Below are 15,853 nucleotides of genomic sequence, written 5' to 3'. Positions count from 1 at the left end.
AGTTTGTTAAAGTTTCATCAAATAGATAGATTTTTTTTGCTACAATCTACAAAAGGGCAGATACTAAGCCCATAATAGTAGAGGATGACTGGATGCAAGTAGATGACAAACTGTTAGAGAGGCTCGAAAAACTATCGTTTTTAAAAGTCTCTGATGATAAAAGAGAAGAGATCATAAATCAACTCTCTGAATTCGTAAGCTTTGTAGATAATTTAAGTGAATTAGATACTGATGGTGTCGATGCTAAATTTGCGATGAGCGATGATGCAACACTTTTAAGAGAGGATATTGCGTATTGTAATGCGGAGATAAACGAGAGCATACTTAAAAATTCGCCTCTTAGCGATGATGGCTTTTTTATTGTTCCAAAGATAATTGATTAACGTAGCTTTTTTGTACTATTATAGTAAAATTTAATAAAACCAAAGGAAACCTGTTATGAGTGATGATACTAAAAAACCAATAGATATTAAAAAACTGCTCAAGAGTGTTTTGCACTTTGACTCTTCAGACTTGCACCTTGTTCCCGGAAGTGAACCGCAAATCAGAATTGACAAGTCGCTGAAACCTCTTAACCTTCCTATATTACACGCCAAAGAGATAGAAGAGATGGCTTATGCTCTTATTGAAGATAAGCAGAAGAAAATATTTGAAGAGAAAAATGAGCTTGACTTCTCTTTTGAGTTAGAGAATGTCGGACGTTTTCGTGCAAACTACTATAGAACCATTGCGGGTATTGCATGTGCGTTTCGTATGATTCCTATCGATATTCCGCCGCTTGAGAAGTTTAACAACAACCCAATCTTTAAAGAGCTCGTAAAGAGAGAAAAAGGGCTAATCCTCGTAACTGGTCCTACCGGAAGCGGTAAGTCTACAACTCTGGCTTCTATGCTTCATGAGATTAATCTTACGGTAAACAAGCATATTATCACCATCGAAGACCCCGTAGAGTTTGTTCATACAAACATTAAGTCCCTCTTTTCACAAAGAGAAGTCGGCTCAGATACAAGTTCATTTGCTACCGCACTAAAATATGCACTAAGACAGGATCCAGATGTTATTCTAGTAGGTGAGATGAGAGATAAAGAGACTATTTCTGCTGCTCTTACTGCCGCTGAGACGGGTCACATAGTTTTTGGAACTCTTCATACAAACTCTGCACCGGCAACCATAAACCGTATTATTGACGTTTTTGATGCAGGTGAACAGGCGCAGGTAAGAGCGCAGCTCGCGTCTTCGCTTATTTCTGTTATATCCCAATCTCTTATGCCTAGAATCGGAGGCGGAATAGTTGCTACGCAAGAAGTTCTCATAGCAAATCCCGCTATTCAAAACTTAATCAGAGAAGATAAAGTTCACCAGATCTATTCTCAAATGCAACTAAACCAGAACGAGACAAATATGACAACGCAGACAGACCAACTCTTAGTGCTGCTTCGTAAAAAAGTTATCTCAAAGGAGGTCGCAATCACAGCTTCAAACAGACCTGAAGAGTTGATGAAGATAATTCACAGTATGTAGAAAGACAAGGAGTGCTAGACACTTCTTGTTTTCAACTCTTTCTAAAGCGTATCATTTTAAATCTTTCTCCAAGAAAATTGGGCATTATCAGTATTTTTACCTTCTCGAGCTCTTGTTTGTAGATCTTCTCATCCACTTTTGTTTTTAAAATCTCCAAAAGCTCTAAGATTCCCATATTCACGAGTGCTGTCATCTGAGCTTTGAGCTCTATAAACTCTACTCCCGCCTTTTCATAAGCATCTTTTACATGTTCGAACGTCACGTCGTATGTAAGATCTGACTTTGCAAATAGCTCATCTTTTTTTATATTTTCATCAAAAAAGGGGATAACATCATGCTTTGAGTAGACTCTTAGCGAAAAATCGGGACGTGCCTGCATCTCTCCGTAGTCAAAACTCATAAACTCAAACTTATCGCACGCGCTAGCCATCTCATGAGCAAACTCTTCGTAACCAACGGCTATCTCGCCTCTGTCTTTATGGTACTTTTTTGCTTTTTGCTCCACCCACTCATCATCCATGTCAAAGATGACTTCATGAGTATCTACTCTGGCACTTTTACCTTTATAGTAGAGCTCACATGGGAATGCGTCAAATATCTCATTTGCTATAAAAAAGGCATTTTCACACTTCAGCTCGTTTAGTGATTTGTAGTGAGTTAGTTTAACGGCATCTCCGAAACTCTCATTAAAGTAATTTTTTTGAAACTCTTGAAGTGTCTCAAATCTCTCAATAATTACAAAGTTGAAGCTCTCTAAAAGTTTAGGACGCAGTGTGTAGATAAACTCTATAACATCCGCCAAAAAATAGCCGTGATGCGCGCCTATCTCGCATATTGTCGCATCTTGCGCCAAAAAGCCCTCATCGACCAAAGAGATAATATGCTTTGCGATAGTTCCGCCGAAAAATTTGCTTGTACTGACGGAGGTGTAAAAATCTCCGCCCTTGCCTATATCTTTGTATGTCGCGTAGTAGCCATCTTCGCCGTAGAGCCACTCCGACATATAGTCGCTAAATCTACTATCTCTAATCATTTTTATACATCTCATAAAGTGTCAGAAGCTCAAGCTGTTTATCCATCTCATATATCTCTACGTCAATCTTTTGAATCTCCACAGAGTTTTGTAAAAGCTCTACATCATACTGAGTTTTATATCCGGCATTGAAGAGCGCTTTTGTATCTTCTAGCAGTTTCTCATATATATCTCTATTTTCAACACTCAGCTGTTTTTTCTTCTCAAAATTATCTATATTTTGCATAACTTGTTCAAAGATTGCTTTTTGCTCTCGTTTTTTATCCTCAATTACAATCACAGATTTTAAATAATCTATTTTTGAAGACTCTACATCTCTAAAAATGTTTATATCAAGAGGCAACGTTGCTCTAATACCATAGTTATAGTAATCAGTTTCGTTGGATATTGCTGGTGAGTCTGGTGTAAATTGCTGATTTTGACTCTCTTTCCAATTATAGCCAGCTACAAAATTGATTTGAGGAAGATATTTTGATACTGTAATATTTTTATTGTATCTGTTTTTGTTTATCTCGCTTTGAGACATGCTTAAAACCATATTATTCTCTAAAAACTCCTCTTGAGTTATTAGTTTTAGCTCTGGCACAAAAGCATTATCATATTCCATATCACTAATGGCATTGAACTTTGATATAACTCTCTCTTTGTTTGTCTCTATGTCATAGAGCGATTGGATAACAATGTTTCTCTCAATTATTGCGCTGTCTAAAAAACCGGAATCAAGCTGACCGTTTAGATAATCCTCTTTTTTCTGCGCAAGATTAATCTCTGAATTCTCAATCTGCAGCTTCTGCTTGCTTATCTTCAAATCCATCTGTTTTATCTGGATCAAAAGTGAGACTGCCTCTTTTGCCAACTTTCTTTTTGTAACATCTGTAAAATTGTTTGAGTAAATCCTCGAAGCCTCTGCAAACTGAATCCCATAGTAGATTCCGCCGCTTTTAAAGATAGGCTGATCCATCACAATCGCCGCACTCTGTTGAGTCTGCTTATTTTCATACGGATTGCTTTTTGAATAGTTGTAGTTTAAATTCAGAGGCGCAATCCATGAGTCGCGAAGCTTTGAACTCTCCGCCTCATTTTTTTCATAGTCATACTTAAACTGCTCTTTTTTATTTTCAGAGATGTAGCTATCTAGCTCTTCCTCTGAAACAAGTAGCGTACTACAAAGAGTTAAGAGCGCGATTGAGAGCTTTAAAGCCTTCATCTGTTTCCTCTTTCGTGATTGTAAGTGCCGGCAAAAGTCTAAGAGTATCACGTCCAGCTTTTAAAACTATAGCACCCTCTTCTCTTGCTTTTGAGACTATTTTAGTAAGTGTGTCTGCATCCCTAACACGCAATCCGCACATCATTCCAATGCCAACTTTTGAAGTAAAAACATCCTTATGGGCAGCATAAAACTTCTCTAGTTCACTATCAAAGTAATCTATGCTTTCTTGAAGCTCTCCACTCTCGTTCATCTCGTTTAAAATATCCACAACCTCACATGCGGCTGTAGTGCTTAAAAAGTTTCCACCGAATGTAGAGCCGTGATCTCCTGCACTAAAAACCTCTTTTAAAGTAGTCATAACGACACCGATAGGAACGCCGCCGCCAAGACCCTTTGCAAGCGTTACAACGTCAGGCTCTATGTCATAGTAATTTGACGCCAAAAACTTTCCTGTTCTGTAAATGCCTGTTTGCACCTCATCGACAATGAGAAGCACATTTTTTTCTTTTAAAAATGCTGCAAGTTTTTGAACAGACTCTCTATCAAGCGGCTGAACACCGCCCTCGCCCTGAACAAGTTCAATCATAACCGCACATGTATGCTCATCCACAAGAGATGCTACATGATTTATATCATCGGCATAGACAAAGCCGTCAGGATAAGGTCCAAAATAGCTATGCATCTTCTCTTGACCGGTCGCTTTTACCGTTGTAATCGTTCTTCCGTGAAAAGAGTGTTGAAGTGTTATGACCTTGTATCTCTTAACCTCACCGTCTTTTTCACCGAACTTTCTCGCTATCTTTATAGCGCCCTCATTTGCTTCGGCTCCGCTGTTTCCAAAAAAGCACTTCATGTCGTATCCGCTTGCTTCAACTATCTTCTGCGCCGCACGAGCCTGCGGAGCAATATAGTAAAGGTTTGAAGTATGAGTAATATTTGAGATCTGTTTGCATATTGCGTCATTGACTCTTTTATTTGCATGCCCTACGCTGCACACCGCTATTCCCGAAGCAAAATCTATATACTTTTTGCCCTCTGAGTCAAACAGCTTTGCATTGCTGCCCCTTACAAACTCAACATCTGCTCTTGCGTACGTCGGCAGAACGTACTTTTTATCCAAATCCATTATATTGCTCATCTTTTTATCTCCACCCTATTTTCTTGAAATATAGCACTCTTTGTGTAGAGTGCATGTTTTGAAGTTGTTAAATTATTAACGCCTCTTGTCCCGCTGTATATCAAAACACAATCATCTCGCAAATCATCATTATGTTTTACTTTAAGCGCAACGCTGCCCGATTCTGAAGATATCACTACCATCTCCCCTTCACCAAACCCCAAAGAGCTGTGTAAGTAGACCTTCTCATCTCTGTTAAACTGAGAGTTTAGACTCGTCGGACTCTTGGAGGTAATGAGATAAAAACCGCTCTGCTCTTCATCAACTTTAGCATCAAACTCATCCTGAAAAACAAACTCTTTCGTCTTTGTATCAAAACCGTTTTTATACGGCACATCCTCTCTCTTTTCGACATACCATAGACCATCAATCTTTTGAACTGCAAAATTTTTAAAATGCTTTAGGTAAAACTCTTCACTCTCAAGTGTAGCACCAAACTCTTTACATAGATAAGACGCTAAATCATACTCGCTTATTCCGATGTCACTCTGTGCAACTTTTGGCATAAATGACATAACGTTATGCGAATAGGAGGTTCTGACATCGTCTTTGTATAAAAAACTTTTCGCAGGAATAATCAGATCGGCTACTTCACTCGTCTCATTCTCATAAAGCCCGAAGTAGACAACATTTTCAACCTTGCCAATCGACTCTCTTACCCTTTGGGAATCTGGCATCTGTGAGAGGGGATTTGCTCCTTGGATGAAAACGGTTTTAAAATCTGCAAACGCCGTATCCACTTTTGAGATTTTTTTTGCCTTTTTGTTAAACGGCGACTCTATGCCCTCTCTTGAGGCACCAAGGTAGCTTACACCGCACCCCTCTTTGCCAAAAAGACCAAGCATTGCGGCAAATGCGTCAATAGCTCTCATAACATCAACGCCGTCTCTGTACTTTTGAATTCCTACACCGCACACTATAGCAACTCTTTTATCTTTTACCATAGCTAAAATATCTCCAAGCTGCCCCAAAGATACGCCTATCTGATCCAAAACAGATTTTATCCTGATGTTTTGCGTTAACTCATAGTACTCTTCATAATCAGTTGCATGTGCATCCAAAAACTCTTCGTCGCATCCGTTTTCTATATGCAAAAAACGACTAAGCAGCATCGCTAAAAAGAGGTCAGTGTTTGGCTTTATCTGAAGATATAGATCTGCACTCTTTGCAATTTTAGTCCTGATTGGGTCTATAACAATAATCTTTTTATCTTTTATAAGAGGCAGAAGATGGCTGGATGTCGTATGAGGGTTTCTGCCCCAAAATATTACAACCTCAGACTTTGCCACTTCGCCAATTGGCATGTTTTTATTGCTGCCTCTTCCCTCGATTATCCCCGCTTCACCTGCTCCATCACAAAGAGTTCCCTCCGTCAAAACGGCTCCGTAAGAAGCAAAAAAATGATCGGTAACCTCTTGCATCAAAGCAAAATTTCCGCTTCCGCGGTAGTGAAGGACTTCGCTTTTATCGCATGAGGCAATCATCTCTTTTAGTTTTAAAAGAGCCTCTTCAAGGGTTATCTCTTTGCCTCTGTATCGCGGCTTTTCAATGGTCTTGTATTTTTCATAATGATTCATATGGGGACATAAAAAACCCTGTGTATGTCCCTCTTTCAGACCCTTTAACTTCCCCTCTTCATAGACGATTTCACAAGCATCGTAACAATCAAGCGGGCATGCGGTAGCACTACTCATTTTTTAGTTCTACTTTTACAAGCTTAGAGAAGAGTTTTGGCGAATCTATAACTATCTGAGCCAGATATTTAGATATATTTTTACTATCTGCAATACTTAAAAGCCTTGAGACGCTATAAGATGTTTTTTCACCGTCAATATAAACAGCTCTTTTTTTTGCATCCAACACATCCTCTTCATCCAAGTATATGCTAAGAAGTGCCTTGGAAGTATCTGCGATTTTTGCCAGCGGAGCGGCAACTCCTACAACTTGACCCGGTTTTACGAGCATCATATAAAGCACAAAACCATCTGCGACCAAGTTTTTATCTTTGATGCTTCTCTCAAGCTGAACCTCTCTAAGCCTCAAATCAGATATCTGAACCTTTAAGTTCTGAACTTCTTTTCTCGTGTTTAGGTAGAGATTTTCACTTGTAATGAGGTCGTAAAACTCTCTATCTTTCTCAACCGAAGACTTAAACTTCAATGGCTCTATTTTTCTATAGTTCTCTCTTTTTTTCACAAGGGAATCTTCCAGATTTACCAAAACAGCTTCACTCATCTCCAGAGAGTTTTTTATATACATAAGCTTCTCTCTTATAAGCCTCAACTCCTTCTCATCAACCTCAGAGTCAATCTTTATATATGGCTTAGATGTGAGCAAAGTTCCAACTAAAGCATCGTCTGCACTCAAAACAAGACCTGAAACATTTGCGGATATGTCTCTTATCTCGTAAGGCTCAACTTTTGCGTAGTAGATTTTTGCGTGTGTGAGGGTAAGAAACAGAGCAAGTAGAGTAAAAATTTTCATTCAACACCTTTTACAAGGTTGCCCTTGATTAATTAAGCACATTTTACCATTTCATTATTAACATTCAAGCATATTTCATCATAATTTTGGTACTATCTACTACTTATAAAAGTATATTTCAAAGGCTTTAAATGTCCGTTTTAGAAAATGTCGACGCTGCCACAAACCTGGCAAAAAATAATGAATTACAACTTTTGGTATTTAGAATCAATAATAAGTCTAATGCTGCACACTATGCTATCAATGTTTTTAAAACACGCGAGGTAGTGGAGTCAAAAAATCACTTTATCACGCAGATTCCCTCATCTCACAGAATGCTAGAGGGCACAATAGTTCTTCGCGGAATGCAGATTCCCATACTAAACCTCCCGCTTTGGCTTGGAACAATACTTACAAAAGAGGAGATTAGCAAGTCAAACATACTTGTTTGCGACTTCAACGGTATAGTAATAGGGCTTAGAATTATGTCTGCATACAGAGTTATAAAGAAGAACTGGAACGAGATGCACGCTCCAGAGAGCTACAGAATGGGTGAAAATAACGTGGTTATCAACGACACAAGACTAGAAGACGGAAGTCTGTGCCTTGTTTTGGACTATGAAAAACTTTTAGCGGACGTCATACCTCAGGCTATGGTAAACGTGCTTGAATCGCCTGCAAATCTAAAAGACCTAGAGATTCCAGCCAAACTTAAAAACGGCACGGTTTTAATAGCAGAGGACTCAAAAACAGCTCAAAAACATCTAAAACAGATTTTTAAAAATGCAAACATATCCATAAAGCTCTTTGAAAATGGAAAACTTCTTGTTGATTATATAAATTCACTTGGGGATGATGCCTCAAAAATACCTGCGGTAATCACCGATATTGAGATGCCGGAAATGTCCGGATTTACTGTTGTCAAACTACTCAAAAACTCTTCAAAAACAAAAAATATACCTGTTATTGTTAACAGCTCCATGACAGGTGCAAACAATAAAAGAGAGGCTGAAGTCTTAGGTGCTGACGGCTTTATAGATAAAACAAAAAGTCAAAATATCATACCGCTAATCGTAGAAGTTATGAATAAGAAAAACAGCTAATCTTTATTTTTTAAATTCGCTTTTCTGGGGAACAAGGGACACAAGCATGAAAGAGATGATAGAGACGATAAAAGCGCTATCGAGCAATATCGGGGTTTTATACGTAGAGGACAACTTAGGTCTTTCAAAAAATGTAGAGACACTTCTTTTAAGAGTATTTAAGAGTGTGTACATTGCGCATGACGGAGAAGAGGGCTATGCTCAGTTCTTAAAATATAGACCCAAAATTGTTATTACGGACGTAAATATGCCCGGCATGAACGGCTTTAAGATGACAAAAAAGATTAAAGACATAGAGCCTGATTGTAAAATTATAATTCTCTCTGCATATGATGAGAAAAAGCATCTATATACGGCTATTAAACTAGGTATTTTCTCTTACTTGCACAAGCCCACCAAAGCTCCCGAACTCATAAAGGCTCTTCACGATGCTGTACTCTCTATACATAAAGAGGAAAACAGCCGTATTTTCTTAACCCAACTGCAAAATATCTTCAACTATCAAAATAATATTGTCATTATGATGCATAAAAACAGATTTGTTCTCGTAAACAGACGTTTTGACGAATTTTTTGGAGTCCAAAGTATAGATGAGTTTAACGAAAAATATAGTGACATCAACGAACTCCTGCTTGAACATAAAGAGTTTCTGTACACCACCCCTTCATCGTCGTGGATTAATACCGCAATCAAAAATCAAGGCAAACTTTACCACACAAAGATGCAAAACCATAAAGGTGAAAAGAGACACCTTATACTCAAACTAAGAAATATACCTGAAAAAGAGGATCACTTTATCCTCTCCTTTGACGATGTAACAGAGCTAAACCTTATGTCTCTTTTTGATGCAAACGCATCAAGAGATGATGAGAACTCAAAAGATAAGATGGCTATTTTAACTCTTCTGCAGGTCGTCAAAGACAACTCTTCAGAGGTAAAAATACACAACTTCTACAAAGGGCTCACAATAGTCAATCCTGCTGTTATAACAGATATAAATGAGGAAAGCTTTGCGCTCAAAACGGTAAATACGCAACTAAAGATTGTACAAATAACCAGATATATGACAATCACTTCGGAGATATTTCCAAAAGATGTTGTTTGCAAATCAGTAAAGAGTCTTGACTCCGATAACCAGACAATAGTCATAGATGATATCTCGTTTGTATCGAGAAGCATTGTAGATAGAAAATACACCCGCCTTGAGCCCGATGCAGACCATGGGTGCTCGCTCTACTTTAAAAATATAAAATTCCCGGGCGAATCAAGCGTCATGGATATCTCTGAGGTCTCTGCAAAATTAAAGACGGACGCACTTCCTGCCGGAATAGAAATCGGCACAAAAATCAAAGTAGTAATAAGCCTAAAGCTAAAAGGCAGACTCTTAACGCTAAGCACCCTAGGAAGCGTTTACAGGATAGAAGAGAACAAGCGCGACTATAACATCGTAGTTCTTTATGAACTTCTGCAAAAAAATCTAAACGACATTAGAGAGTACCTCTCCAGGCGTCAAATAGAGCTTATCCGTGAATTTAAATCGATAGATGTGAACTCCCAAAGCGGTTTAAACTTTATTATATAAGAGTTAAAAATGAAAAAATTAACACGTAAAAGTAAATATATTCTAGCTCTCTTGTTAACCGGGTTATATGCGGTAATCTCCACTTTTACAACTGTTTTTTTAATTCAGAACAACTCTCACTCTTTTGAAGATATCAATCTCCTTGGAAAAGAGCGAATGCTCTCTGGAAAAATTCTTTTTTATACAAATGAGGTTTATCATCACTATAGCTATGCTCAAGCAGAAAAACTTAAAGAAGCTACAGCAGAGTTTAAAGAAATTGACACTCTTTTAGAAAGCAGAGGATATATTTTTGAGCAAGAGAGCAAAAAAGAGTTTTTTAAACTTGCAGACTCCTTTGTAGATTTTTTTGAAAAAGGAGAGCGAAACTGGGACAAAGAGAAAGGTTCAGAGATCGACTTTCTGATAAGAGAGCAGTATGAAAAATTGCTAAATAATATAGACAGCTATATTTCAAAAGTCCAAAAGGAGAATGAAGATAAGATAAAATATATCTTAATCATAAAAATCATTCTTTTTGTACTCTTAGTGGCTCTATTAATAGCTCAAGCTATTTTTATATTTATTCCAGCAGAAGAAGAGATAAAAGAAAAGAGTAAAGAACTTGAAGATATCAACAGAGATCTTCAAGAGCGCATTAATGCAGAAGTGGCAAAAAACAAAGAGAAGGCCCTTCAAGTAATTCATCAGTCAAGACTTGCAACTATGGGAGAGATGGTTAGCATGATTGCCCACCAGTGGCGCCAGCCTTTATCATCCATATCTACAATATCAGGAACTCTCTCGCTTGATGTTATGATGGAGAACTACGATGCCGATTTTTTCCAAAAAGAGCTGGAGTCCATTGATGAACTGGCACAACATCTCTCTTCAACAATAGATGATTTTAGAAATTTTTTCAAACCCAATAAAGAACTTCAAAATGAGGATATAAAAGAGATAGTAGAGAGCAGTTTTAAGATTATCGCTCCAACTCTGGAGGCAAAAAAAATAGAATTTAAAAATAACATAGATGATGCTGTTTTTGTCAACACCTATGTGTCTGAAATCAAACAGGTGCTTCTGAACATAATGAAAAATGCCGAAGATGTATTGGTAGAGAAGGAGATTCAAAATCCAACTATCTATATTGAAGGAAGCAAAAATGACGGTTATGCAGAGATAGTTATTGAAGATAATGCTGGAGGCATCTCTACCGAGATTATAAATAGAATTTTTGAGCCGTACTTTACCACTAAAAAATCTAAAGACGGGACAGGGCTTGGTCTTTATATGTCAAAAATAATAGTTGAGGAGCATTGCAAGGGGAAGCTAAGCGTTGAAAACGGCAAGTATGGTGCAAGGTTTACCATTAGACTGCCGCTTAGCTCAGAACACACCGGCAAAAGAGTAGCCGATGCGCCTGAGTTTAACTAAATAACGAGATAAGAATACCCGCAGCAACAGCTGAGCCGATAACACCTGCAACATTTGGACCCATTGCATGCATTAGAAGCATATTTGAGCGGTCATACTCCATACCTACTTTGTTAGATACGCGAGCCGCCATAGGAACTGCAGAAACACCTGCGGAACCGATAAGCGGATTTATCTTGTTTCCAGGAAAGAGGTTCATAATCTTAGCCATAATAACACCCGCAGCTGTTCCTGCAGAGAATGCTACAACACCAAGTGCTAGAATTGCTAAAGTATCTGCAACCAAAAACTGATCCGCTGCCAATTTTGAACCAACGGCAAGTCCCAAGAAAATAGTTACTATATTGATAAGCGCATTTTGCATTGTATCCGAGAGTCTATCTACAACACCACTCTCTTTAAGAAAGTTACCAAACATAAACGCACCGATAAGAGGCGTAGCATCAGGAAGAACCAAGATGGCAAGCACTAAAACCATAATTGGGAAAACCAACTTCTCCAAACGAGAGACATGACGAAGAGTACTCATCTTGATTCTTCTCTCGGCATCGGTAGTAAGTGCTTTCATAATCGGAGGCTGGATTATAGGAACCATTGCCATATATGAGTATGAAGCAACTGCAATAGCACCAAGTAGTTCAGGGGCAAGTTTTGATGCAATAAAGATAGAGGTTGGACCGTCAGCTCCGCCGATAATCGAGATTGCAGAGGCTTGCTGAAGCGTAAAGTCAAAGATAGATGTATATTGCGCGAGAGCAACTGCTCCAACCAGTGTTCCAAATATCCCAAACTGTGCAGCACCTCCAAGAAGTGCGGTTTTTGGGTTTGAAAGGAGCGGTCCAAAATCAGTCATAGCTCCAACACCCATAAATATAAGAATAGGGAAAAACTGATTTGCCAAGCCCATCTCATACATAATACCTAAAAATCCGTCCGGTCCTGCAATTCCTGCAACAGGAATGTTTGCCAAAAGCCCACCAAATCCTATCGGCAAAAGAAGCAGAGGCTCAAAACCCTTTGCAATAGCAAGATAAAAGAGCAGAAATGCGATGAGTATCATGATAATTCTGCCCCAAGACTTGTGAAAGTCACTCATTTTTTCGCCATGAGAGCTTAGCTCATCCAGATTTGGACTCATAAAAGCTTTAACACCGGTAGAGTTTATAAAACCATCAATCATTTCACTAAATGACTGAGTTTGATATGTTTCAACTTTTTTAGTACTTGCTTCATGTGAAAAAGCATCTGCAGCAGGACCAGAGGCATAGAGAGAGCTAAAACTAAAAAACATAAATAGCGTAAAAATTTTTATAACATTTTTTTTCATCTAGATTATCCTAGCACTGCTACGACTTGACCTTCGACCACTTTATCGTTAGTAGCAACATTGATGGATTTGATTACGCCGCCTTTAGGCGCTACGATATCTATCTCCATCTTCATAGACTCTAAAATCATAATAACATCGCCCTCGTTGACGCTCTGACCCGGATTAGCGACTATTTTCCAAACGCTGCCTGGTAAAAGAGCTTTTATATCCAACTGAGTACCTGATGTTGTAACTACTTTAGGAGTTGAAGGCGCCGTACTCTCTCCATTTACCTCTGTAACCTGAATATCAACATCACCATCTGCGACCTGAACACTAAATTTTTGACCGTCAACCACTACAGTATAGCTTCCATTACCCATCTTTGAACTTCCTTCTTCTTTTTTCATATCTGATATTTTACGAACATTTAACTCGCCCTCTCCTTTGAGAAAAGCGATACCCTTCTCATGACAAGCAGCTGCTATGAAAATATTCTCTTCTGTTATCTCAATATTTTCTTCTTTGAGCTTATTTATCCAGTTGCTTAAAGATTTGCTCTCATCAGCGTTTGCCAAATCAAGAGCCTTCTCTGTAGTAGGTTCTAAACCTAGCTTTTCAGATGCAATTCTTACAACTTCAGGATCCGGTGCAACAGGTGTTTTACCAAAATATCCAAGTACCATTTTTCCATAACCTGGAGCAATCGCATTCCAAGGACCCTGCATAACATTGTTAAGCGCTTGTTGAAAATAGAATTGAGAAACAGGAGTAACAGATGTACCGTAACCACCCTTTTCTACAACCTCTGTCATTGCCGCTATAACCTCAGGAAATCTATCCAAAATATTATTATCGCGCATCATCTGGGTATTTGACGTAAGTGCACCCCCCGGCATAGGAGAAAACGGGATTATAGGAGATACCATTGTCGCTTCAGGCGGCATAAAGTAATCCGATAGACAGTTTTGAAGCTCTTTTTCATAAGTTAGAATTTTATTTATCTCCAACCCTCCAAGATCATAATCCATCCCTTTGGTTGCATGAAGCATAGTTAAAATATCTGGTTGGCTTGTTCCACCGCTTACTGGAGCTGCCGCCATGTCTATTCCGTCCACTCCAGCTTCGAGTGCAGCCATATATGCAGCTACTGAAACACCTGCAGTCTCATGAGTGTGAAGTCTCAGATGTGTTCCCTCTGGGATTAAACGTCTAGCCATCTGAATAGTTTCAAAAACTTTTTGAGGGTTTGAAGTTCCGGATGCATCTTTAAAACAGATGCTGTTATAAGGTATACCGCTGTCCAATATCTCACGTAGTGTTTTTTCGTAAAATTCAACGGTGTGAGCGCCGTAGCACCCTGGAGGAAGATCCATCATGGTTACAACAATTTCATGTTTTAGCCCATGATGCACGATTCTCTCACCTGAGTATTTTAGGTTTTCAACATCGTTAAGAGCATCAAAATTTCTGATAGTCGTCGTACCGTGTTTTTTGAACATCTTTGCATGCAAATCGATTAGCTCTTTGGAGCCTGTATCTAGCATTACAGTGTTTACGCCGCGCGCTAAAGTTTGAAGATTTGCATCCGGTCCTACAATTTTGCGGAACTGATCCATCATTTCAAATGCATCTTCTCTAAGATAGAAATACAAGGATTGAAACCTAGCGCCACCGCCAAATTCAAAGTGAGTTATTCCCGCAGTTTTTGCAGCTTCTACCGCCGGAAAAAAATCCTTCATCAATACACGACCGCCAAAAACTGACTGAAAGCCGTCTCTAAAGGTTGTATCCATTATATCTATAAATTTTTTAGCCATACTAATCCTTAACTTTCTCTATGAAATTTAATCGCTGCCGTTATTGCTGCAACTACTTTTTTTTGATTGTTCTGAGCACTTGATGATGAAGAGCCTGCACTCGGCTGAACTTCGGGGAAAAATTTATGCACAATTTTTGACATCATACCCATCAAAAAAATCAAGACAATGAGGAACAAAAATACAGCTCCCATTCCCAATCCCATAAACTTTAAACCCTCTACTACAAGGTTAGTTTCCATATCAATATACCTCTTTTTCATATTTCGCGCTTATTGTATTATATATAAGTTTAAAAAGCCTTGTTGCTCTTTTTTTAATTTCAACAAAAAGCTAGATTGTTACCTTTTGATTATATAATTCATAAAAAAATAGTATAGGTGTAGATATGAAAAATGAAAATGTCGTCAAATTCGGACATATAAATTCAATAGAAGGTTACTCATATTTAGCACTTTTGTTTATTGCAATGCCTATGAAATACTTTTTGGACATCCCCTTGGCGGTAAAAGTTGTCGGTATGATTCATGGGGTGCTTTTTATTCTTTTTTGTCTGCTTTTAGTAAAAGCTTGGTACGAAGCAAAGTGGTCCTTTAAAGAAAATACACTATTTTTCATCGCCTCGCTTGTTCCATTTGGAACATTTTTTACCAAAGCTAAAATAAAAACTTATGAATAAAAAAGTTTTCTTTAGCTAGAATGACTTTACTAAATTTAGAAGGAATATATTTATGATCGCTGGAATAAATGAGCAAGATTTTGTCGCATATCTTATATTTGGGCTTATATTAAATTTTGTCTTCTCAATAATGTTTGGAGTTTATCTTAGTAAAAATATAGGCATGCAGGAGATGATTAAATCAAAGGGAGATAAAGAGCAGTCACTTCTTGTCAGCTTAAGTCTTTTTATACCCTATGCAAAAATGTTAATAACTTTATATAGAGTTACTGTTTTACAGATATTCTTTTTAAACAAGGGATACTCACACAAAGAGTTCTGGGTCTATATGACCACAAACAGACTCAACAAAGTGGATTAGTATAAGTTATGAGTGATTTCAAACTAAAGATAGTTCTTAGCATATTGACAGGTATTATTTTTTCGTTTGTTTTTATACTACTTGCTTTTGTCCTGCCTCCGCAAAAAGAGGAGCCAACCCTTATAAAAAAGCCTAGTAATATACTTGAAGAGGTTTCAAAATCTCTTAGAAAATAGTAA

At 38.1% G+C, this 15,853-nt stretch carries 16 protein-coding genes; 8 read left to right on the top strand and 8 right to left on the bottom strand.

All coding sequences use genetic code 11. The features are described from left to right. Positions 1-92 precede the first annotated feature (92 nt). Positions 93-383, top strand: coding sequence for an Asp-tRNA(Asn)/Glu-tRNA(Gln) amidotransferase subunit GatC (gene gatC / locus IBX42_RS00680; RefSeq protein WP_294927257.1), 291 nt, complete (start codon positions 93-95; stop codon positions 381-383). 55 nt (positions 384-438) lie between these two features. Continuing rightward, positions 439-1,521 (top strand): type IV pilus twitching motility protein PilT, encoded by a 1,083-nt coding sequence (locus IBX42_RS00675; RefSeq protein WP_294927254.1) that lies wholly within the window; start codon positions 439-441, stop codon positions 1,519-1,521. Positions 1,522-1,552: 31 nt separating this feature from the next. Here IBX42_RS00675 and IBX42_RS00670 read toward each other — a convergent pair whose 3' ends face one another. From IBX42_RS00670 to IBX42_RS00650, 5 genes are read right to left on the bottom strand one after another with little or no spacing between them, the layout of a single operon-like run. Further along, entirely contained in the window at positions 1,553-2,554 is a 1,002-nt protein-coding gene (locus tag IBX42_RS00670) for an SAM-dependent methyltransferase (RefSeq protein WP_294927251.1), read from the bottom strand. Continuing rightward, complete coding sequence (locus tag IBX42_RS00665) at positions 2,547-3,761, bottom strand: TolC family protein (protein ID WP_294927248.1); 1,215 nt, start codon at positions 3,759-3,761, stop codon at positions 2,547-2,549. The genes IBX42_RS00670 and IBX42_RS00665 overlap by 8 nt, the downstream gene beginning before the upstream one ends. Further along, positions 3,718-4,902: an aspartate aminotransferase family protein gene (locus IBX42_RS00660; RefSeq protein ID WP_294927245.1), complete on the bottom strand. Its 1,185-nt coding sequence runs from the start codon at positions 4,900-4,902 to the stop codon at positions 3,718-3,720. Before IBX42_RS00660 ends, IBX42_RS00665 begins: the two co-directional genes overlap by 44 nt. Beyond that, positions 4,899-6,635 (bottom strand): molybdopterin-dependent oxidoreductase, encoded by a 1,737-nt coding sequence (locus IBX42_RS00655; protein WP_294927242.1) that lies wholly within the window; start codon positions 6,633-6,635, stop codon positions 4,899-4,901. The genes IBX42_RS00660 and IBX42_RS00655 overlap by 4 nt, the downstream gene beginning before the upstream one ends. Further along, complete coding sequence (locus IBX42_RS00650; protein ID WP_294927239.1) at positions 6,628-7,425, bottom strand: HlyD family efflux transporter periplasmic adaptor subunit; 798 nt, start codon at positions 7,423-7,425, stop codon at positions 6,628-6,630. Before IBX42_RS00650 ends, IBX42_RS00655 begins: the two co-directional genes overlap by 8 nt. A gap of 131 nt (positions 7,426-7,556) precedes the next feature. On the opposite strand from IBX42_RS00650, the gene IBX42_RS00645 reads away from it, so the two are divergent. Genes IBX42_RS00645 through IBX42_RS00635 form a run of 3 tightly spaced genes read left to right on the top strand, consistent with a single transcriptional unit; the run spans position 7,557 to position 11,505 of the window. Next, complete coding sequence (locus IBX42_RS00645; RefSeq protein WP_294927236.1) at positions 7,557-8,507, top strand: chemotaxis protein; 951 nt, start codon at positions 7,557-7,559, stop codon at positions 8,505-8,507. Between the two features lie 46 nt (positions 8,508-8,553). After that, positions 8,554-10,089 (top strand): response regulator, encoded by a 1,536-nt coding sequence (locus IBX42_RS00640; RefSeq protein WP_294927233.1) that lies wholly within the window; start codon positions 8,554-8,556, stop codon positions 10,087-10,089. Positions 10,090-10,098: 9 nt separating this feature from the next. Then, on the top strand, positions 10,099-11,505 hold the full coding sequence (locus IBX42_RS00635) for a HAMP domain-containing sensor histidine kinase (protein ID WP_294927230.1): 1,407 nt from the start codon (positions 10,099-10,101) through the stop codon (positions 11,503-11,505). On the opposite strand, the gene IBX42_RS00630 is transcribed toward IBX42_RS00635, so the two are convergent. The 3 genes from IBX42_RS00630 to IBX42_RS00620 are packed head-to-tail and all read right to left on the bottom strand — an operon-like array spanning position 11,498 to position 14,876. Continuing rightward, positions 11,498-12,832 (bottom strand): sodium ion-translocating decarboxylase subunit beta, encoded by a 1,335-nt coding sequence (locus tag IBX42_RS00630; protein ID WP_294927227.1) that lies wholly within the window; start codon positions 12,830-12,832, stop codon positions 11,498-11,500. The genes IBX42_RS00635 and IBX42_RS00630 overlap by 8 nt on opposite strands. A gap of 5 nt (positions 12,833-12,837) precedes the next feature. Beyond that, entirely contained in the window at positions 12,838-14,634 is a 1,797-nt protein-coding gene (locus IBX42_RS00625) for a biotin/lipoyl-containing protein (protein WP_294927224.1), read from the bottom strand. A gap of 8 nt (positions 14,635-14,642) precedes the next feature. After that, positions 14,643-14,876, bottom strand: a complete 234-nt coding sequence (locus tag IBX42_RS00620) for an OadG family transporter subunit (protein ID WP_294927221.1) — start codon at positions 14,874-14,876, stop codon at positions 14,643-14,645. Between the two features lie 146 nt (positions 14,877-15,022). Between IBX42_RS00620 and IBX42_RS00615 the strand changes: the two genes are divergently transcribed. Genes IBX42_RS00615 through IBX42_RS00605 form a run of 3 tightly spaced genes read left to right on the top strand, consistent with a single transcriptional unit; the run spans position 15,023 to position 15,850 of the window. Next, positions 15,023-15,313, top strand: a complete 291-nt coding sequence (locus IBX42_RS00615; protein ID WP_294927218.1) for a DUF3817 domain-containing protein — start codon at positions 15,023-15,025, stop codon at positions 15,311-15,313. A gap of 52 nt (positions 15,314-15,365) precedes the next feature. After that, positions 15,366-15,674: a hypothetical protein gene (locus IBX42_RS00610; RefSeq protein ID WP_294927215.1), complete on the top strand. Its 309-nt coding sequence runs from the start codon at positions 15,366-15,368 to the stop codon at positions 15,672-15,674. Between the two features lie 8 nt (positions 15,675-15,682). Next, positions 15,683-15,850 (top strand): hypothetical protein, encoded by a 168-nt coding sequence (locus IBX42_RS00605; protein ID WP_294927212.1) that lies wholly within the window; start codon positions 15,683-15,685, stop codon positions 15,848-15,850. The last annotated feature ends 3 nt before the right edge of the window (positions 15,851-15,853 follow it).

This window comes from Sulfurimonas sp., assembly GCF_014859695.1.
Taxonomy (GTDB): Bacteria; Campylobacterota; Campylobacteria; order Campylobacterales; family Sulfurimonadaceae; genus Sulfurimonas.
The sequence above is the reverse complement of the archived record's forward strand: the minus strand, read 5'-3'. Positions and strand labels throughout refer to the sequence as shown.